General features: G+C 67.8%; 18 protein-coding genes. 7 read left to right on the forward strand and 11 right to left on the reverse strand.

Going from position 1 to position 19,022, the window contains the following annotated elements; all coding sequences use genetic code 11:
• Positions 1-5: 5 nt before the first annotated feature.
• The 3 genes from PSK12I2_RS0106640 to acnA all read right to left on the reverse strand — a co-directional run bounded on the left by PSK12I2_RS0106640 (position 6) and on the right by acnA (position 3,634).
• A complete protein-coding gene (locus PSK12I2_RS0106640) occupies positions 6-602 on the reverse strand; it encodes a Fic family protein (protein ID WP_027597768.1) in 597 nt (198 codons plus the stop codon).
• The gene (locus PSK12I2_RS24815; RefSeq protein ID WP_143008566.1) at positions 599-775 is read right to left on the reverse strand and encodes a YhfG family protein; all 177 of its coding nucleotides are present in this window, start codon (positions 773-775) and stop codon (positions 599-601) included. Before PSK12I2_RS24815 ends, PSK12I2_RS0106640 begins: the two co-directional genes overlap by 4 nt.
• Positions 776-934: 159 nt before the next feature.
• Positions 935-3,634, reverse strand: coding sequence for an aconitate hydratase AcnA (gene acnA / locus PSK12I2_RS0106650; RefSeq protein ID WP_027597769.1), 2,700 nt, complete (start codon positions 3,632-3,634; stop codon positions 935-937).
• A 197-nt stretch (positions 3,635-3,831) separates the two neighbouring features.
• Between acnA and rlmM the strand changes: the two genes are divergently transcribed.
• Together rlmM and tusA are read left to right on the forward strand one after the other, a co-directional pair.
• Positions 3,832-4,893: a 23S rRNA (cytidine(2498)-2'-O)-methyltransferase RlmM gene (gene rlmM / locus PSK12I2_RS0106655; RefSeq protein ID WP_027597770.1), complete on the forward strand. Its 1,062-nt coding sequence runs from the start codon at positions 3,832-3,834 to the stop codon at positions 4,891-4,893.
• A 57-nt stretch (positions 4,894-4,950) separates the two neighbouring features.
• Positions 4,951-5,190 (forward strand): sulfurtransferase TusA, encoded by a 240-nt coding sequence (tusA, locus tag PSK12I2_RS0106660; protein ID WP_027597771.1) that lies wholly within the window; start codon positions 4,951-4,953, stop codon positions 5,188-5,190.
• A gap of 260 nt (positions 5,191-5,450) precedes the next feature.
• Here the strand turns inward: tusA and PSK12I2_RS0106665 are convergent, their stop codons facing one another.
• The 3 genes from PSK12I2_RS0106665 to PSK12I2_RS0106675 form a co-directional block, all read right to left on the reverse strand.
• Positions 5,451-6,101 carry an SGNH/GDSL hydrolase family protein gene (locus PSK12I2_RS0106665; protein WP_027597772.1) on the reverse strand — a complete coding sequence of 217 codons (651 nt, stop codon included), beginning with the start codon at positions 6,099-6,101 and terminating at the stop codon, positions 5,451-5,453.
• Positions 6,102-6,195: 94 nt separating this feature from the next.
• Complete coding sequence (locus PSK12I2_RS0106670; RefSeq protein ID WP_027597773.1) at positions 6,196-8,343, reverse strand: mechanosensitive ion channel family protein; 2,148 nt, start codon at positions 8,341-8,343, stop codon at positions 6,196-6,198.
• A gap of 93 nt (positions 8,344-8,436) precedes the next feature.
• The gene (locus PSK12I2_RS0106675) at positions 8,437-9,798 is read right to left on the reverse strand and encodes an MATE family efflux transporter (RefSeq protein WP_027597774.1); all 1,362 of its coding nucleotides are present in this window, start codon (positions 9,796-9,798) and stop codon (positions 8,437-8,439) included.
• 130 nt (positions 9,799-9,928) lie between these two features.
• Here PSK12I2_RS0106675 and pdxB point away from each other — a divergent pair, with 130 nt between their 5' ends.
• A complete protein-coding gene (gene pdxB / locus PSK12I2_RS0106680) occupies positions 9,929-11,092 on the forward strand; it encodes a 4-phosphoerythronate dehydrogenase PdxB (protein ID WP_027597775.1) in 1,164 nt (387 codons plus the stop codon).
• A 110-nt stretch (positions 11,093-11,202) separates the two neighbouring features.
• On the opposite strand, the gene PSK12I2_RS0106685 is transcribed toward pdxB, so the two are convergent.
• Complete coding sequence (locus tag PSK12I2_RS0106685; RefSeq protein ID WP_027597776.1) at positions 11,203-11,484, reverse strand: pyrimidine/purine nucleoside phosphorylase; 282 nt, start codon at positions 11,482-11,484, stop codon at positions 11,203-11,205.
• An 82-nt stretch (positions 11,485-11,566) separates the two neighbouring features.
• A complete protein-coding gene (locus PSK12I2_RS0106690) occupies positions 11,567-12,118 on the reverse strand; it encodes an exonuclease domain-containing protein (protein ID WP_027597777.1) in 552 nt (183 codons plus the stop codon).
• Positions 12,119-12,303: 185 nt separating this feature from the next.
• Here PSK12I2_RS0106690 and PSK12I2_RS0106695 point away from each other — a divergent pair, with 185 nt between their 5' ends.
• Positions 12,304-12,558, forward strand: coding sequence for a YkgJ family cysteine cluster protein (locus PSK12I2_RS0106695; RefSeq protein ID WP_027597778.1), 255 nt, complete (start codon positions 12,304-12,306; stop codon positions 12,556-12,558).
• A gap of 50 nt (positions 12,559-12,608) precedes the next feature.
• A complete protein-coding gene (locus PSK12I2_RS0106700; protein ID WP_027597779.1) occupies positions 12,609-13,208 on the forward strand; it encodes an START domain-containing protein in 600 nt (199 codons plus the stop codon).
• 166 nt (positions 13,209-13,374) lie between these two features.
• On the opposite strand, the gene msrQ is transcribed toward PSK12I2_RS0106700, so the two are convergent.
• Together msrQ and msrP are read right to left on the reverse strand one after the other, a co-directional pair.
• Complete coding sequence (gene msrQ, locus PSK12I2_RS0106705; RefSeq protein ID WP_027597780.1) at positions 13,375-13,986, reverse strand: protein-methionine-sulfoxide reductase heme-binding subunit MsrQ; 612 nt, start codon at positions 13,984-13,986, stop codon at positions 13,375-13,377.
• Positions 13,986-14,996, reverse strand: a complete 1,011-nt coding sequence (msrP, locus tag PSK12I2_RS0106710; RefSeq protein WP_027597781.1) for a protein-methionine-sulfoxide reductase catalytic subunit MsrP — start codon at positions 14,994-14,996, stop codon at positions 13,986-13,988. The genes msrQ and msrP overlap by 1 nt, the downstream gene beginning before the upstream one ends.
• Positions 14,997-15,207: 211 nt before the next feature.
• Between msrP and PSK12I2_RS0106715 the strand changes: the two genes are divergently transcribed.
• Positions 15,208-16,905 carry a dihydroxyacetone kinase family protein gene (locus PSK12I2_RS0106715; RefSeq protein ID WP_027597782.1) on the forward strand — a complete coding sequence of 566 codons (1,698 nt, stop codon included), beginning with the start codon at positions 15,208-15,210 and terminating at the stop codon, positions 16,903-16,905.
• Here the strand turns inward: PSK12I2_RS0106715 and PSK12I2_RS0106720 are convergent.
• Entirely contained in the window at positions 16,902-17,555 is a 654-nt protein-coding gene (locus PSK12I2_RS0106720) for a DUF2238 domain-containing protein (protein WP_027597783.1), read from the reverse strand. The genes PSK12I2_RS0106715 and PSK12I2_RS0106720 overlap by 4 nt on opposite strands.
• 202 nt (positions 17,556-17,757) lie before the next feature.
• On the opposite strand from PSK12I2_RS0106720, the gene PSK12I2_RS0106725 reads away from it, so the two are divergent.
• The gene (locus PSK12I2_RS0106725; RefSeq protein WP_027597784.1) at positions 17,758-19,020 is read left to right on the forward strand and encodes a cytochrome P450; all 1,263 of its coding nucleotides are present in this window, start codon (positions 17,758-17,760) and stop codon (positions 19,018-19,020) included.
• The last annotated feature ends 2 nt before the right edge of the window (positions 19,021-19,022 follow it).

Below are 19,022 nucleotides of genomic sequence, written 5' to 3' on the forward strand. Positions count from 1 at the left end.
GCCACTCACTCGATAGCTGAGCCTATGCAGCGAGAGAATATTTGTTCCAGTGCAAGGTAGTCGCAGTGGACGGCGTCGATATTGGCAGCTATCCATTCATCGCGCGTCACCAGTGACCAATCGATCTCGTAGCCCGCATTGATGATGAGATGCTCGAACAGCAGGCGCTGGGCACGGCCGTTGCCATCGCGGAAAGGGTGCACCATGTTCAGATCGCCGTAGAGCTCGGCGCTCAGCCCGATCAGTACGTCACGAGATTGCCCTTCGAACCAGTTTTCGGCCTGCAGTTTGGAAAACAGCTTGCTGGCCTCGGGTACCAGCCGGCGCACTGTACAGAAGCGGGTGCTGTCCTTGGCAATGTCGAGGGTGCGCAGTTCGCCAGCCCAGGGGTAAATGTCCTGGAACAACAGTCGATGCAACTGGCACAGATAGTCAAGGTTGTAGGGCGGTAGCTCGAACGTCAACTTGCTGGCCGCGAGGCGAGAAAGGTCGCGCTCGGCTGCAGCCAGGAGTTCATCATCTCGGATGTCGAGCAGGTTGCGTAAGGTCGTGGTACCGGGATAGCAGTACGGATCCTGGCTGGCTCCGTACTTATCGATCATTGCGCCTGGCTCAGACGTCGGTAGTGCGCAAGTAGGGCGTGCTTATCTTTCCCCACGGTTTCCGGGACGTCAGATTTCAGGTCGAAGCCTTCCAGTTTCAAGCTGGCTGCATAGTTGGCCTGCCGCATGCGTACGAAGTAGCGGCGTTTCCTATCCAGATTGGGCTGGGGCATGAGGATACCTCTCACAGGTCACTCACAAGTTTAGCTGAAAGCCTGTGCGTTATCAGCCAGAGCGTCCTGGTGGAGTCCCGCCGTTCGAGCCCAGATGGCGCGAACGCTTATGCTAGAAGTGAGAGGTTGCCCCGGTCGGCGTGACCGGGGCGCGTGACCTCAAGCCGCCGGCTTGGCCAGGAACTCCCGCAGCACGAAGTGCAGGATGCCGCCGGCCTTGAAGTAGCTCACCTCGTTGAGCGTGTCGATGCGGCAGAGCACTTCCACGCTTTCGCGGCTGCCGTCCTCGCGGGTGACCTCCAGGGTCAGCGGCATGCGCGGACGCAATTCGACGCCGTCGATGCCCAGCACGGCGATCTTCTCCTTGCCGGTCAGCCCCAGGGATTTGCGATCCACGCCGTCCTTGAACTGCAGCGGCAGCACGCCCATGCCCACCAGGTTGGATCTGTGGATACGCTCGAAGCTCTCGGCGACAACGGCTTTCACGCCCAGCAGGTTGGTGCCCTTGGCCGCCCAGTCACGGGAGGAACCGGTGCCGTATTCCTTGCCGGCGATGATCACCAGCGGGGTGTTTTCCAGCTCGTATTTCATGGCCGCGTCGTAGATCGACAGCTTTTCACCGGTGGGCACGTGGAAGGTGTTGCCGCCTTCCTCGCCACCGAGCATCTCATTCTTGATGCGGATGTTGGCGAAGGTGCCTCTCATCATGACTTCGTGATTGCCGCGGCGGGAGCCATAGGAGTTGAAGTCGGCGTAGTCCACGCCATGCTCGGCCAGGTAGCGGCCGGCGGGGCTGTCCTTCTTGATGTTGCCGGCGGGGGAGATGTGGTCGGTGGTGACCGAATCGCCCAGCAGCGCCAGGATGCGGGCGTCGTGGATGTCGGCGATGCGGGGCGGATCGCCGGCGATGCCCTCGAAGAACGGCGGATTCTGGATGTAGGTGGAGTCGGCGTCCCAGACGTAGGTCTCGGCGTCCGGCACTTGGATGGCCTGCCACTTCTCGTCGCCGTCGAACACGGCGCCGTATTGCTTGTGGAACATGGCGGTGTCGAGCTTCTGCACGGCGTCGGCCACTTCCTGCTGGGTGGGCCAGACGTCCTTCAGATAGACCGGCTGACCATCGTTGCCGGTGCCCAGCGGCTCCTGGGTCAGGTCGACCTTCACGCTGCCGGCCAGGGCATAGGCCACCACCAGCGGCGGCGACGCCAGCCAGTTGGTCCGGACCAGGGGATGCACCCGGCCTTCGAAGTTGCGGTTGCCGGACAGCACCGAGGCTACGGTGAGGTCGGCGTCCTGGATGGCTTTCTCGATCGGATCGAGCAGCGGACCGGAGTTGCCGATGCAGGTGGTGCAGCCGTAGCCGACCAGGTCGAAGCCGAGGTCGTTGAGATAGGACGTGAGGCCCGCGGCGTTGTAGTAGTCGGTCACCACCTTTGAGCCCGGGGCAAGGGACGACTTGACCCAGGGCTTGCGCATCAGGCCCTTCTCGGCGGCCTTCTTCGCCAGCAGACCGGCAGCCATCATGACGCTGGGGTTGGAAGTGTTGGTGCAGGAGGTGATGGCGGCGATGACCACGGCGCCGTCTTCCAGCTGGAAGGTCTCGCCATTCACCTGGACCTCGACGCTGCTGCCGACCTTGGCGGCCTCGGCCTTTTTCGGCGCCAGCGCGGTGAAGTCAGTAAAAGTCTTGGCGACCTCGCCGAGCAGCACGCGGTCCTGGGGCCGCTTGGGACCGGCCAGGCTGGACTGGACCTCGCCCATGTCCAGTTCCAGCACATCGGTGAACACCGGCTCGTCGCCGGGATTGCGCCACAGGCCCTGGGCCTGGGTGTAGGCCTCCACCAGCTGCACGGTTTCCTCGGGGCGACCGGACAGGCGCAAATAGTCCAGAGTGATCTGGTCGACTGGGAAGAAGCCGCAGGTGGCGCCGTATTCCGGGGCCATGTTGCCGATGGTGGCGCGGTCGGCCAGGGGCAGGGTGGCCAGGCCGTCGCCGAAGAATTCGACGAACTTGCCCACTACGCCCTTCTTGCGCAGCATCTGGGTCACGGTCAGCACCAGGTCGGTGGCGGTGATGCCCTCGCGCAGCTTGCCGGTCAGCTTGAAGCCCACCACCTCGGGGATCAGCATGGACACCGGCTGGCCGAGCATGGCCGCCTCGGCCTCGATGCCGCCCACGCCCCAGCCCAGCACGCCCAGGCCATTGATCATGGTGGTGTGGGAGTCGGTACCCACCAGGGTGTCGGGGAAGGCATAGGTGCGGCCGTCTTCGTCCTTGGTCCAGACGCTGCGGCCCAGGTATTCCAGGTTGACCTGGTGGCAGATGCCGGTGCCCGGTGGCACCACGCGGAAGTTGTCGAAGGCGTTCTGGCCCCAGCGCAGGAAGGCGTAGCGCTCGCCATTGCGCTCCATCTCGATCTCGACGTTCTCGTGATAGGCGTTCTCGCTGGCGTAGCGGTCCACCATCACCGAGTGGTCGATCACCAAGTCGACGGGGGAGAGCGGATTGATCCGCTGCGGATCGCCGCCGGCCTTGGCCACAGCTTCGCGCATGGCAGCCAGGTCGACCACCGCCGGTACGCCGGTGAAGTCCTGCATCAGCACCCGCGCTGGGCGGTACTGGATCTCGCGGTCGGCGGAGCGGGTCTTGGTCCAGTCGGCCAGGGCCTGGAGGTCTTCGCCGGTGACGGTCTGGTTGTCTTCCCAGCGCAGCAGGTTCTCCAGCAGCACCTTGAGCGACTTGGGCAACTGGTCGAGATTGCCCAGGGTCTTGGCCGCATCGGGCAGGCTGTAGTAGTGATAGGTGCGCTCGCCGACCTGCAGGGTCTTGAGGCTATTGAGGCTGTCCAGGGCTGGCATCAGGGGTCTCCTAATCGACGTTTCGACGGTTGCCCGCTGGCCGTTCGGGCCTCGAAAGGTGAAAGAGAGCCGAACCAGCGCTGGGCGGACTGATTTTTCTAGGTGTAGTACTGGACCGATAGGCGCCGCCGGCGTTCCCCAGTGGGCGCGCTGGGGTATAGTGCGCGCCCTGCGTGACCCCTTGAGGAAGCCCTGTCGTGAATACCCTGTTGCTGCTGTGCCGTACCGGATTCGAAGGCGAGGTCTGCGCCGAGCTCGGCGAACGGGCGGCGCTGCTCGGCGTGGCCGGCTACGCCAAGGGCAAGCCGGGTGCGGCCTATGCCGAATTCGTCTGCGGCGACGCGGCGGACGCGGCGCGGTTGATGCAGCAGCTCAGCTTCGCCGAGCTGATCTTTCCCCGCCAGTGGTCGCGTGGCGCCTTTCTCAGCCTGCCCGAGCAGGATCGCATCGGTCCGCTGCTCGAGTTGCTGGCGGACTATCCCGTCTGCGGCAGCCTGGCCCTGGAGATGCCCGACACCAACGACGGCAAGGCGCTCTCCACCTTCTGCAAGAAGTTCGAACGCCCCCTGACCCTGGCGCTGCGCAAGGCCGGCCGCCTGGTGGACGATGCCCGGGCGCCACGCCTGCAGCTGACCTTTCTCAGCGGGCGCGAGGTCTTCGTCGGCCTGGTCGAACCGGACAACGCCGCGCTCTGGCCCATGGGCATCCCGCGGCTGAGATTCCCGCGCGAGGCCCCCAGTCGCTCGACCCTCAAGCTGGAAGAGGCCTGGCACCACTTCATCCCCCGTGCAGACTGGGAGACGCGGCTGTCGTCCGAGATGCGCGCCGTGGATCTGGGCGCCGCCCCGGGCGGCTGGACCTGGCAGCTGGTGGCCCGCGAGATGCTGGTGACGGCGGTGGACAACGGCCCCATGAACGAGGCGCTGATGGACAGCGGCCTCGTCGAGCACCTGCAGGTCGACGGCTACGCCTTCGTGCCCAAGCACCCGGTCGACTGGATGGTCTGCGACATCGTCGAGAAGCCCGCGCGCACCGCGGCCCTGATCGAACGCTGGATCGGCGAGGGTCATTGCCGCGAGGCGGTGGTCAATCTCAAGCTGCCGATGAAACAGCGCTATCGCGAAGTGGCCGGTATCCTCGAGCGGCTGCACGCGCATTTCGCCGCTCGCGGCCAGCGCGTCACCATCGGCTGCAAGCAGCTCTACCACGACCGCGAGGAAGTGACCTGTCATTTGCGCCGGCTGGATCGGAAACCCTAGGCCGCCGTCAGGCTCTGAATGCAGATCGCTGTAACCGTTCTATCCCTTGGAGACCCCATGACCCTCGAAGCCGATGCCACCCTCGACGCCAGCGGGCTGAACTGCCCGGAGCCGGTGATGATGCTGCACAACAAGGTGCGCGACATCGCCCCCGGCGCCCTGCTCAAGGTCATCGCCACCGACCCCTCCACCCAGCGCGACATCCCCAAGTTCTGCGTCTTCCTCGGCCATGAACTGGTGGAAAAGAGCGAAGGGGAAGGGCGTTATCTGTACTGGATTCGCAAGAAGGTGGAGTGAGGCCAGGCACCGCTCCGCAGCCTGTCGAGCACCTGTAGGAGTGGCCGCATCGGCGGACCGCCATGGCCGCGATAAAGCGGGCTCATCTCGTCACTTCGAGCCAGGGCCTAAGCTCCTATCGCGGCCATGGGCCGCTCCTACACAGGGAGTCAGCCGTAGGTCGGGTTGAGACGGCTCCCTCGTCTAAGCCCAACAGGCCAATGCCAAGCGAGTCGTAGCGTGGAAAACCGCGCAGCGTTTTCCACTGTGGGCGCCTATGTTCAGACGACACCCAGGCCCCTTACCACCCCCACCAGATGTTCTCCCAGCCGGCGATGCTGGTCCGCCTCGAAATGCACGCCGTCCACCGGACTCACCTGGATGATCTCGCCCGCATCGACGAAGGCCGCGCCCTGGGCTGCGGCCACCTGGCGATAACGTGCGGCCAACTCGCGGGACTTGGCCGCACCACCAACGAAGATCTCGCCGAGAAAGCCCACTTCCTCGATGGGCGCCGGCGCCATGACGATGAGCTGGGGCGTGGCGCCATCCGGGCCGGCGTTACAGCGTCTGATCTCTTCCAGCAGCGCCTGCAGCGCGCTGGCGATGTCCGCCGGTGTCACCGACAGCCGCGCCTTGAGGTCGTTGGTGCCCAGCATCAGCAGCAGGACATCCACCGGTAGCTGACTTTCCAGGCAGGGCCTGAGATAGCTGAGGCCATTCTTGTGATGGCCGTCGATGGGATCGTCGTGCACCGTGGTACGAGCGGGCAGGCCTTCCTCTATCACCCGCCAGTCGGCGCCCAGCCCGCGGGCCAGGACGCCGGGCCAGCGTTCGTCCCAGCCAAAGCGTTCGAGTACGCCGGGCTGGGTCAGGGGGCGGGTGCCGTGGGTGTTGGAGTCGCCATAGCAGAGCAGGGTACGCAAGGGCATGGGAAAGCCTCGTCGGGACAGGTCATCCCCACCCTAGAAGCTATTCCCGCCGATCGCGAGGGCCGGCGGTCGTGCCAGCGCAGCGGGGTCAGCCCTAGCTCGGCGCCTGGCCGCCCCGCGTCGCCTGATCCAGCGGCGAGCCACCCACCTCGTAACGCACGTTCATGCGCGGCGAGGCCAGCTCGATGCCGGCGTCATCCAGGTAGCGCTTGAGCCTGAGGTTGAAGGCCCGTGACACCTCCCACTGCTTGATCGGCGCGGTCTTGAAGCGGAATCTGAGGATCGCCATGCCGGAATCGAAGCTTTCCACCCCCTGCAGCTCCAGCGGCGACCAGATGTCCCGGCCCATCAGCGGATCCTGGCGCAGCGAGCGGCCGACCTCCTGGACCATCTCGATGGCCTTGTCCACCGACAGCGCCTGCGGAATCGGCAGACGGAAGATGGCGTAGCCGAATTGCCGCGAGTAGTTCTGGATACTCTTGATCTCGCTGAACGGGATGGTGTGGACGATGCCGTCGATGTCCCTCAGTCGTACGGTGCGGATGGTTAGGCCCTCGACGGTACCCAGGTGGTTGCCGACGTCGACGTAGTCGCCGATGGCCAGGGAGTCCTCGATGATGATGAACAGCCCGGTGATGAGGTCGGCTACCAGGCTCTGGGCGCCGAAGCCCACCGCCAGGCCGATGACGCCGGCACCGGCCAGCAACGGGGTGACGTTCACGCCCATGTTGGCCAGGGCGACGATCAGGGCGATGACGAAGATGGTCAGGAACAGCACGTTGCGGATCAGCGGCAACATGGTCTGGGCGCGGGCGTTGTTCGGGCTGACGCGGTGCAGGTTGAGGCCGCGGTGGATGGCGGTGTCGGCCAGGATCCACACCAGCCACGCCAGCAGCAGGGTGCCACCCAGGCCGAAGAACTTGCTGGCGACCGCATGGCCGTCACCCTGGCTGAATCTCAGCAGCGAGAGATTCCAGGCGCGCAGGGCCAGCTCGATCCCCACCAGCCAGATGGCGATGCCCAGCACCAGGACGAAGAAGGCGCGCAGCCGTTCGGCATAGGCCTCTTGGATACGGCCGTGCGGCCGCCGGCGCAGCAATCGCGCTCGCACCAGGGCGTTGAGTCCCAGGGCGGCGCCCATGGTCACGGCGAACAGCAGCGCCCGGCGCAGGGCGTCGCTGGTATCGCCGGCGGAGACGAAGGTGGCGACCACCGAGACCGCCACCAGGATCAGCAGCGGCAGGTGCCAGAGCCGGGCGATCAGGTGGCGCACGCCCTGCAGACCGTGCAGCGCCTGGCGCTTGGCCAGCGGCTGGTTGCGGATCAAGTGGGCGATGGGGCGGCGGAATCTCAGGGCGAACTGGGCGGTGAGCAACGCCGCGCAGATGTTGGCGCCGATGGCGATGACCGCGGCCAGGTGTGGCCCCAGGGTCTCGGCCAGGTGCGGATCGCTGGCGGCGCCGCCCAGCGCGGCCAGGCTGCCGATGATCCACAGCGGGCGGAAGGCGCGGCGGCGCAGGATCAGCAGGGCGCGACTGCGATGGGCGCCGCTGGGCAGCGAGCAGATCACCACCACGGTAGCGGCGAACAGCGGGCCGGTGACGGCGGCATAGGCCAGGGCGACGGCCACAGTCTTGCCCAGCGAATCCGGCAGCCACAGCGACACCACCAGGGTCAGGATGAAGGCCAGCAGCCAGGGCGCCAGCTTGCGCAGGGCGAAACGGACCAGGTCCAGGGTGCGCGGCCTGAGCGGCAACTCCTCGGAAAGTCCGAATCTCACCCGCAGGCGATGGCTGATGGTCTTCAGGCCCAGGGCGCAACCGGCCCAGAAGGCCAGGGTGACGACAAAGCCGGAGAGCAGATTGAGGCGCTGTTCGGGCGCCGGCGCCAAGGCGGCCAGCTCGGCGCCGGCTTGGTCCAGCTGGTACTGCCAGCGTTCGCGCAGGTTGTCGCGCTGCAGCTGCTGCTCGACCACCGTCAGGGTGTCGGTGATCAGCCCGATCACGCCCTGGGAGGCGCTGGGCTCGGCCTTGTTCTGTGCCGCCTGCAGCTTCTTGAGATCTGCCAGCAGGCGATTGCGCTGCTGGTCGCTCTCCAGGGTCTTGATGACCTGGTCCAGGGACTGGCCGAATTGCGGATCGACCTGGTCCTTCTGGGCGCCCGGCAGTCCGGGCAGGGCGGCCTGAACCGGGCCGATGAGCAGAAAGCAGAGGCAGAGGAGTTGTAGCAGGCGAAAGATCATCGAAGCCGCACGCTCGCGAAAGAGGGAAACGCCCGTCCCGGTCGGCAGGACAGCCGGCCGGGGCGAGGGCGCCAGTGTAGCAAGGGCAGCGCGCTAGGCGCTGTGGATGCGTCGACGGGCGCTGCGGGCCAGCCGCACCGACAGCAGGATGGCCGCGCAGGTCAGGCCCAGCACCAGCCCCTGCCAGAGGCCGGCCGGACCCCGCGGGGCACCGAACCAGTCGCTCAGGCCCAGCGCCCAGCCCACCGGCAGGCCCACGCCCCAGTAGGCCAGCAGGGTGATGATCATGGTCGCGCGGGTGTCCTGGTAACCGCGCAGGGCGCCGGCGGCGGTCACCTGGATGGCATCGGAGAACTGGAAGATGCCGGCGAACACCAGCAGCGAGGCCGCCAGCTGGATCACCGCCAGGTCCTGGGAATAGAGCTCGGCGATCGCCGTGCGCGCGGTCAGCATCAGGGTGCAGGAAACGCAGGCGCAGAGCAGCCCAGCAGCCATGCCGACCCCGGCGGAAAAGCGCGCCTCGCGGGGTTCGCCGCGCCCCAGCGCCTGGCCGACCCGCACCGTCACCGCCATGCCCAGCGCCAGGGGCACCATGAACACCAGACCGGAGAAGTTGAGCGCCACCTGGTGCCCGGCGACCACGGTCGGCCCCAGTTCGCCGATCAGCAGGGCCACCACGGAAAAGATACTGGATTCGGCGAAAATCGCGATGCCGATGGGCACGCCGATGGCCAGCAGGGCGCGCAGCGTCGGCCCATGGGGCCGCTCGAAGCGGGCGAAAAGGGCGCAGGCGCGATAGCGCTCGGTGCGGATGATCGCCAGCATGGCCAGCAGCATCGCCCACATCACCGTACCGGAGGCGAAGCCGCAGCCGGCGCCGCCCAGCGCCGGCATGCCGAGGTGGCCGTAAATGAAGATCCAGTTCAGCGGCACGTTCAGCGCCAGGCCGGCGAGTCCTACCAGCATGGCCGGGCGGGTACGCCCGAGGCCGTCGCTGAAGCAGCGCAGCACATAGTAGAAGGCCGTGGCGGGCAGGCCCATGGCGATGCCCTTGAGATAGAGCAGGGTCGGCCCGATCAGCTGGGCGTCGACATGCATGGCCACCAGCAGCGGGCGGGCGTTGAGCAGCAGCAGGCTGGCGATGAGGCCACAACCCAGGGCCAGCCACAGCGCCTGGCGCACCAGCGGACCGATCTCCTGGCTGCGGCCGCCGCCGTGGCGCTCGGCTACCTTGGGGGTGGTCGCCAGCAGGATGCCGGTCATCAGCAGGAACACCGGAATCCACACGGAGTTGCCCAGGGCGACGGCGGCGAGGTCGAGCGGGCCGACCCGGCCGGCCATGACGGCGTCGACGAAGCCCATGGCCGAATGGGAGAGCTGGGCGATGACGATGGGCGCGGCCAGGGAGAGCAGGGCGCCGAATTCACGTCTGATGCGGGGCAGGGAGGAGGTCACTTGATCGTTCGGTCAGCTTCGGGGCCGATAGTCTAGTCCTCATGGCCCGGGTGGCAACCCTCGCGGCGACCGTTGCCTGCCGCCGATGGCCTGCTAAAGTGCCGGTCCCCGCCCTTGCGAGTGCCCAGGCATGCACATTCTCGCCGACGAAAACATTCCGCTGCTGGACGCCTTCTTCGGGCCCCACGCCACCCTCGAGCGCCTTCCCGGCCGCGCCTTTGATCGCGCCGCCGTGAGTCGCGCCGATGCGCTGCTGGTGCGCTCCATCACCCGTGTCGACGCCGCGCTGCTGGCCGGGTCCAGGGTCGGCTTCGTCGGCACCTGCACCATAGGCACCGATCACCTGGACCTGGGCTATCTCGACCAGGCCGGCATCCGCTGGAGCAATGCGCCAGGCTGCAATGCCCGCGGCGTGGTGGACTGGGTGCTCGGCGCCCTGCTGGCACTGGCCGATGGTGCCGGCGCCGAGCTGGCCCAGCGCACCTATGGCATCGTCGGCGCCGGGCAGGTCGGTGGCCGCCTGGCCGAGGTGCTGCGCGGACTGGGCTGGACGGTGCTGGTCTGCGATCCTCCCCGCCAGGCCGCGGAGGGGGGTGACTTCCACAGCCTCGACGAATTGCTCGAGCGCTGCGATGTGCTCTGTCTGCATACCCCGCTGATCCGGGACGGCGAGCAGCGCACCTTGCACCTGTTCGATGCCACTCGCCTGGCCAGCCTGCGCCCGGGGACCTGGCTGCTCAACGCCTGCCGGGGCGAGGTGGTCGATAACGCCGCGCTGCGGACGCATCTGGCCAGCGGCGCCGAGCTCAGGGTGGCGCTGGATGTCTGGGAAGGCGAGCCGGGCATCGATCCTGAACTGGCCCGCCTGTGCCAGTTGGTGACGCCCCATATCGCCGGGCACAGCCTGGAAGGCAAGTGGCGCGGCACGGCGCAGATCTACGAAGCCTTCTGCGCCTGGAGCGGGGAGACACCGCGGCTGAATCTGGGCGATCTGTTGCCGCCGCAGCAGCTGGAGCGCCTGGTGTTCAGCGGGGATACGCCCGAGGCGACTGTCTTCAGGCGGGTCTGCCGCGCGGTCTATGATCCGCGTGACGACGATGCGGCGCTACGCGCGACCCTCGGCTTGCCGGCCGTGGCGCGCGCCCAGGCGTTCGACGCCCTGCGCAAGGGCTATCCCATGCGTCGGGAGATTCCGGGGCTGGTGCTCGATGGGGCGGGCGTGGCTCGGCTGGCGAGGGCCCTGGGCTGCAGCTGGCGACATGGCGACGGCTCCGAAAGCGGCGGTGTCGCTTAGGACCGAGGCGCGGCGCAAGCGTTCAGGCGGGGTAGCGGCCTCCCGCCAGCCGGCCCGGACGGCCGAATGACGGGAGCGCAAGGCGCGGGAGCCGCATGGCTCCCCCGGACTTAGTGGTATTCGCAGAGGTAGGCGGTGTCTTCCGCGACCTTGAGCTGGAACTTGGCATTGGCCGGCACGGTGAACTGGCTGCCCGCGGCGAAGGTTTCCCAGGTCTCGCTGCCCGGCAGCTTGACGGTCAGGGCGCCGGCCACCACGTGCATGACTTCCAGCTGGCTGGTGCCGAACTCGTATTCACCGGGGGCCATGACGCCCAGGGTGGCGGGCTTGGACTTGAGGCTGAAGGCGATGGATTTGACGGTGCCGTCGAAGTATTCGTTGACCTTGAACATCGGATTTCCTTGTGCGAAAGCGGTTGGGACCGTCGGCGAGTATGCCCAAGGCCGAGGCCCACTGTCACCGCTCCAGACGAGGCTAGCGCGCGAAGGCCGGCAGGCTGGCGGGCAACAGCTTGGCGGTGTTGCGGGCGTCGGTCTCGGCGCGGTGCAGCACCCCGGTAAAGGCCAGTCCCGCCGATTCCAGGGCGGCGGTGAGTCCCAACGGGCGCGCCAGGCCGCGGGCCTTGGCGAAGGCCTGCTTGAGATTGCGATGCGGCACCCGGGCCAGGTGGGTATGCAGATCGTGCTCGCGCCAGGCGCGTTCAAGCAGGCGACGGTCGAAATCGCCCCAGCTGCACCAGCCGGCGAGGGTGGTCTCATAGGCGCCCAGCCAGGCCTCGAACGCCGGCCAGGTGCTCTCCAGCGGATCGGCGCCATCGACGTCGGCCTGGCTGATATGGGTGAGGTCGCGGCAGAAGGGCGTCAGCAGCGGCAGCCGCCGGGGCTGGACGAAGCTCTGATAGCGACCGAGCTCCTGGCCTTCGGCGTCCACCATCACCGCACCGATCTCGATGATCTCCATCAACTCCAGGGGCCAGCCGCCTTCGTCGGTGGTCGCTTCCAGGTCCAGCACCAGCCAATGCTTCATCGTCACGCCCTCGGGGAGCCGCCTCGATCGTCGCAGATAAGACGGTGGAAAGGCCGCGGGGTTGCGTGGCGAGGTGCGAATGAATGTTACATTCATGACTCGATAGCGACATCTGGTCACGATTCGCTTGTGAGGCCCCAGCCTTGCTCTTAAGCTTGAAGCCTCCTTATCTGCGAGTTTCACCCATGGAGTGCCGTCCAGGTTGTGGCGCCTGCTGCATCGCGCCGTCGATATCCTCACCGCTGCCACGCATGCCCCAGGGCAAGCCCTCCGGCGTGCGCTGCGCCCACCTGGACAGCACCAACCGCTGCGACCTGTTCGGCTCGCCGCTGCGTCCGGCGGTGTGCGGCGGCTTCCAGGCCGAGCTGGCGTTCTGCGGCACCAGTAGCGCCGAAGCCATGGCCATCCTGCTGCGCCTCGAAGGTGAAACCGCCGCCTGATCCGGTTTTGAATTGCGCTCTCCGACAACCACAACAACAAGGGACGTCCCATGCACAAGCCGCTTCGCTCCATCCTCGCCCTGACCCTGCTCGCAGCCACCGGCCTGGCCCAGGCCGAGGACTGGCAACTCGCCAAGCAGGAAGACGGCATCCAGGTCTACACCCGCGCGGTCGCCGGCTCCAAGTACAAGGCCTACCGCGGCGTGGTCCAGATCAAGGCCGATCCGGCCACCATCGCCAAGCTGCAGGACGACCCCGTGGGTTCCTGCAAGTGGATCTTCCGCTGCCAGTCGCTGCAGGTGCTCAAGCGCCAGGACAATCAGGCCTGGACCTACATGCGCATCGACATGCCCTGGCCGGTGACCGCCCGTGACGTGGTGCTGCACATCACCGAGCAGAAGACCCCCGATGGCGGCTTTACCCGCACCCTCGAAGGCCAGCCGGACTATCGGTCTGCCGCCGACGGCTATGTACGGGTCGCCAGCTTCCAGGGTCAGTGGCGCGTGGTGCCGAAGAACGGCGGCTCGGAAGTGACCTACGAGGCCCAGAGCGAGCCGGGTGGCAGCGTGCCGTCCTGGCTGGCCAACAGCTTCGTGGTTGATGCCCCGCTCAACACCCTGAAGGGCCTGCGCCAGGCCGCGCAGCGCTGATCGACCGCCTTCGGGCAAAGGCCTGGCCCGTTGGCGCCAGGCCTGTTCAATACCTCCCCCGCGCCAAGCCGTGGCGGTCCACCCGCATTCCTGAGTAGGCGTCTTTAATACCACCCATATGGTTTTGATGCATGAAGGGCGAACCCCTCTGCCTCGACGCTGGTAATCAGCGAGCAGGGGCAGTGGCTGCCCGGCTGCGTCTCTTGCGACGCCAGCCATCCACCAGCCGGAAGGCCAGCAGCGCGGCGCCGATGGTGGCGTAGATCGCCCACTCTTCCAGGTCCGAACGCACGATCCAGAGGTAGTGCAGCAGCCCCAGACCCAGCACCAGGTAGGCCAGCCGATGCAGCTCCTTCCAGCGCTTGCCCAGGCGGCGCATGGCCGGGCGATTGGAGGTGACGGCCAGGGCCAGCAGGATCAGCAGGGCCGCGGCCCCGACGATGATGTAGGGCCGGCGCTGCAATTCCACGCCCAGCTGCGACAGGTCGAAGCCCAGCACGAAGGCCAGGTAGCCGAGGAAGTGCAGCAGTGCATAGGTGAAGGTCCATAACCCGAGCTGGCGGCGGATCACCGGCCAGAGCTTCCAGCGGGTGAGGCGCGACAGCGGGGTCAGACTCAGGGTCAGCAACAGCAGCACCAGGGCGCCGGTGCCCAGCTTGTCCACCAGTGCCTTGCCCGGGTCCGGGCCGAGGGCGAAGATCCAGGCCTGGTACAGCCACCACAGCGGCGGGCAGAGCGCGGCGACGAACACCACCACTCGCCAGAGCAGTACACCCATCAATAGTTTCTCCGCAGATCCATGCCGCTGTAGAGCGAAGCCACTTCCTCGCCATAGCCGTTGAACATCAGCGTCGGTCGCACGTTGGGGCTGAACAGGCCGCTGGGCAGGCGCCGTTCGCGGGCCTGGCTCCAGCGCGGGTGATCCACTTCCGGATTGACGTTGGCATAGAAGCCGTACTCGTTGGGCGCCATGCCCTGCCAGGTGGTGCGCGGCTGCTCTGCCACCAGACTGATGCGGACGATGGACTTGATGCCCTTGAAGCCATACTTCCAGGGCACGATCAGGCGCAGCGGCGCGCCATTCTGGTTGGGCAGCACCCGCCCGTACATGCCCACCGTCATCAGCGTCAGCGGATGCATGGCCTCATCCAGGCGCAGGCCTTCCACATAGGGCCAGTCCAGCAAGGCGAAGCTGGAATTCATGCCGGGCATGTGCTGCGGATCCTTGAGCGTCTCGAACCTCACGTAGCGCGCCTTGCCGGTGGGCTCGACGCGCTTGAGCAGGCTGGCCAACGGAAAGCCCAGCCAAGGGATGACCATGGACCAGGCCTCGACGCACCTCATGCGGTAGATGCGCTCTTCCAGGGTATCCGGGCCGAAGAGGTCTTCCAGGCCGTAGGTGCCGGGCTTGCCCACCTCGCCATCGACCACCACGCTCCAGGGCTGGGTCGGCAACTGGGCGGCATGGGCCGCGGGATCGCTCTTGTCCGGGCCGAATTCATAGAAGTTGTTGTAGTGGGTGGCGTCCTTGAAGGGGGTGATGTCCTCGCCCTTGACCGTGGCCGCCTGCCAGCGGGTATCCGGTAGCTTGCGCTCGAACCAGTCCGGGCCCTTGGCGGCTTCGACGTCGCCGTAGTTGGAGGCGGCGGCCAGCGCCCAGCCGGGCAGGGCGGCGCCGGCGAGCAGGGCACCGCTGGCACCGAGCAGTTGGCGCCGGGACAGGTAGACGGCTTCGGGGGTGATCTCCGACCCACGACAGGCAGAGCGTGGAACGATCTTGATCGGCATGACGGACCTCGACGGGGAGCGCGCAGAAGCGCGGCTGGCTAACAGCGTGAGACATCCCGGTCGTGAAAAGCTTCCCGGGCCAACGATAGCCTGCCGTCCCGGTCCGGCGGAAGGCCGTTGCGCGCCTGTCAGTCGGCCGTTCAGGTCGCTGCCAGGCAGGCGCGGGACCCCGTGCCATACTGCGGCGACCTCTCGCCCTCAGGAGTCCCCGATGAAGAAGCTGATCAATAGCCCCACCACGGTGGTTCGCGAACTGCTCGAAGGTCTCGTCAGCCTGGATCCCGGCCTGGCCCTGCTGGCCGAGGAACAGGTCATCCTGCGCCAGCCCCTGGCCGCAGCGGGCGGGCGCCCGGTGGCGGTGATTTCCGGCGGCGGCAGCGGCCACGAACCGGCCCATGCCGGCTATGTCGGCGAGGGCATGCTGACCGCGGCGGTGGCGGGAGACGTCTTCACCTCACCGAGCGTGGATGCCGTGCTGGCCGCGATCCGGGCCGCGGCCGGTCCTGCCGGCGCCCTGTTGGTGGTCAAGAACTACACCGGCGACCGTCTCAACTTCGGCCTGGCCGCCGAACTGGCGCGCAGCGAAGGCATTCCGGTCGAGACGGTATTGGTGGCGGACGACGCGGCCCTGCGCCACACGGTGGCGCCGGAAAGGCGCCGGGGCATCGCGGGCACCGTGCTGATCCACAAGCTCGCGGGCGCGGCAGCCGCCGCCGGACGTCCCCTGGCCGAGGTGGCCGCCCTAGCCCGCGCCGCGAGCGCCGAGTTGCGCAGCATGGGCGTGGCCCTGGGCGCCTGTACGGTGCCGGCGGTGGGGCATCCGGGTTTCCAGCTGGCGGACGACGAGGTGGAATGGGGCCTCGGCATCCATGGCGAGCAGGGCGTCGAGCGCGGCCCCCGGCTGGGCGCCGACGCCACCGTGGCGCGGCTGCTGGATACCCTCATCGAAGACGGCGGCTATCCAAAGGGCACGCGCCTGGCTCTGCTGGTCAATGGCCTGGGCGCGACGCCGCCGCTGGAACTCGCCCTGGTGGCGCGGGCTGCACTGAGCCAGTTGCGCGAGCGGGGCCTGGTAGTGGAACGCGCCTGGACCGGCACCTTCCTCAGCGCCCTGGACATGCCCGGCTGTTCGCTGTCGCTGATGCCAGTGGATGAGGCGTGCCTGGCGCTGCTCGATGCGCCGACCCAGGCGCGAGCCTGGCCGGGTGACGGCCGGGTCCCGGCGGCGCTCACCCTGTTGCCCGCACCCGCGGCGGCAGCCGAAACGATCCCTCGCACCCCCGGTCCCCTGGCCGCGCGGCTGCAGGCGGCGGCAGATGCCGTCATCGCCAGCCTGCTGGCCCACGAAGCCCGCCTCACCGATCTGGACAGTCGCGCCGGCGATGGCGACCTGGGCACCAGCCTGGCCCGGGGCGCCGAAGCCATGCGCGCCTTGCCGGCCAGTGCCTGGTATACCCCGGCCAGCGCCCTGGCCGCCACCGGTCAGGCGCTGCGCCGGGCCATTGGCGGCAGCTCCGGCCCCTTCTATGCCTGCGCCCTGGTTCGCGCCGCCCAGGTGCTGGATGGGGTGGAGCGTCCGACCCTTGCGCAGTGGGCTGAGGCGTTCGACGGGGGCGTCCAGGCCCTGGCCGAACTGGGTGGCGCCCAGCCGGGCCAGCGCACCATGCTCGATGCCTTGCGCCCGGCCGCGGATGCCCTGCTGGCCGGCGCCCAGGCGGGCGCCAGCCCGACGCAGGCCTTTGCCGCTGCCCTCGCCGCTGCCCGTGAGGGCGCCGAGGCCACCGCCGAGATGCTGCCGGCCCAGGGCCGTGCCAGCTACCTGGGCGAGCGCGCCCGCGGCATTCCCGATGGCGGCGCCGTCGCGGTGGTCTGCTGGCTGGAGGCGCTGGAACCCGTAATGGCCCGCTAGGCCGAGCCAGGGCCCTGACTAGTCCTGCGGCGTCCGGGCCAGCCATGGCGGCAACCCAGGGAGAGCAGGGCGCCGAGAAAGGCCAGGGCCATGTCCTTTTGCGCATCCCAGGGATCGCCCTGGGCGCCGACGAAGGCCTCCCCGGCGTCTTCCGCGAGCAGGTCGGCGCCCAGCCACTCCATCAGTTCGTAGCCGGCCGAGGAAGCCAGCACGAATTCCAGGGCCACATAGGCGCTCCGCCAGCCACGCAGGCCGCTCAGGCCCTGGACCACCTCGCGAACGGGGCGCGCCAGCAGCAGGCCGTAGGCGAAATGCACCAGCCGGTCGTAGTGATTGCGCTGCAGGCCCAGCGCCTCGTCCAGGCGAAAGCCGGTCAGCGCCTGCCAGGCCTCCTCGTAGGGCACCTGGGAATAGGTGTAGTGAGCGCCAATCTGGTGCAGCACCAGAAAGCCGCAGAGTTGCAGACTGGCGCTGGCCGACAGCTGGAAGCGCCGCTGCACGAGGGCGACGCCTGCCAGCGCAGCGATCACCAGCAGCTGCTCGATCATCCAGGTGAGACGGTCGCTGGGTGCCCAGCCGAGCGTCAGGGTCAGTAGCGCCAGCATCAGCAGCAGGGCGAGTTGCAGACGAGAGCAGCGGGTGGTGTTCAAACACGAGCGCCTTGTGCGGAAAGCGGAGCATCGCGACGGCGATCCCAGCAGCATGGACCGGCATTCGAGCGCTGCCGTTCCAGCGCAGCGATCCCGTGTCGGCGCGGCTTCGCTGGCAAAAACCGCAAGCGCAACGGCGGCACCGGCGCCGCTTGCCGGCGGTCCCACGAGCAGGTCTTTCCGCTACCCTGGAGCCTCTCCGATGTCCATCCTGCCCAAGCTCCCGGCCTTCGATTCGAGCCTGACACTGCTGCGCGAAGGCTATGCCTTCATCAGCAATCGCTGTGAACGTCTGGAAAGCGATGTCTTCGCCACGCGCCTGCTGCTGCAGCCCACCCTCTGCCTGCGCGGCCCGGCGGCGGTCGAACTGTTCTATCGCGAAGAGCGCTTCAGCCGGGTGGATGCTGCGCCTCGTCAGCTGCGCAAGACGCTCTTCGGCGAAGGCGGCGTCCAGGGCCTGGACGGGGCGGCCCATCGCCAGCGCAAGGCACTCTTCGTCGACATCACCCGATCGACGCGGGTGGAGGTCTTGGTGACCCGGGCGGAACAGGAGTGGCGCGCCAGACTGGCCAGCTGGCAGAGCCGCGGCGAGATCGTCCTGCTGGACGAATTGCATCGCCTCTATACCCGCGCGGTCTGCGACTGGGCGGGTGTCGCCCTGGACAGGGAGGAGGAAGGGCAGCGCTGTGCCGAGCTGGTCGCCCTGATCGAGGGCGGTGGCCGCGTGGGTCTGGGCAACCTGGGCGCCCGTCGCGCTCGACAGCGGCTGGAGCTCTGGCTCGGTCGCCAGGTCGAGCAGGCCCGCCAGCGGCCGGCGCCTGCCGGCAGCGCCCTGGCGCTGATCGCTCAGCACCGGGAAGCGGATGGCCAGCCGTTGTCGCCGCGGGTGGCCGCGGTGGAACTGCTCAATGTGCTGCGGCCAACGGTGGCCGTGGCACGCTTTTCCACCTTCGCCGCCCTGGCGCTGTACAAGCAGCCGGCCTGGCGCGAACGGCTGAGAGCCGATCCCGCCGCCCGGGTGCCCTTTGCCCAGGAGGTACGACGCTTCTACGCCTTCTTTCCCTTCACCGTAGCGCGGGTGCGGGAGAGCTTCGAATGGCACGGCGTCGCCTTTCCCCGCGGCACGCGGGTCTTGCTCGATCTCTATGGCACGAACCGCGATCCGCGCAGCTGGTCACGTCCCGAGGTGTTCGATCCCACGCGTTTTCTCGCAGAACAGCCTCCGGAGGCCGCCTTCGTACCCCAGGGCGGCGGTGAGGTGGCCCACCAGCACCGCTGTCCGGGTGAGGGCATCGCCCTGGAACTCATGACCTCCGCCCTGCGCCTGCTGCTGCAGGACATGACCTACCAGGTACCGACCCAGGACCTGCGCATCGACCTGGCCCGGATGCCGATGCGCCCGGCCAGCGGCCTGATCCTGAGCGAGGTTCAGGCGGTGTCATCAAGCCGTCGTGCGGTCGGCTAGGC

This window comes from Pseudomonas sp. MOIL14HWK12:I2, from assembly GCF_000510745.1.
Taxonomy (GTDB): Bacteria; Pseudomonadota; Gammaproteobacteria; order Pseudomonadales; family Pseudomonadaceae; genus Chryseomonas; species Chryseomonas oryzihabitans.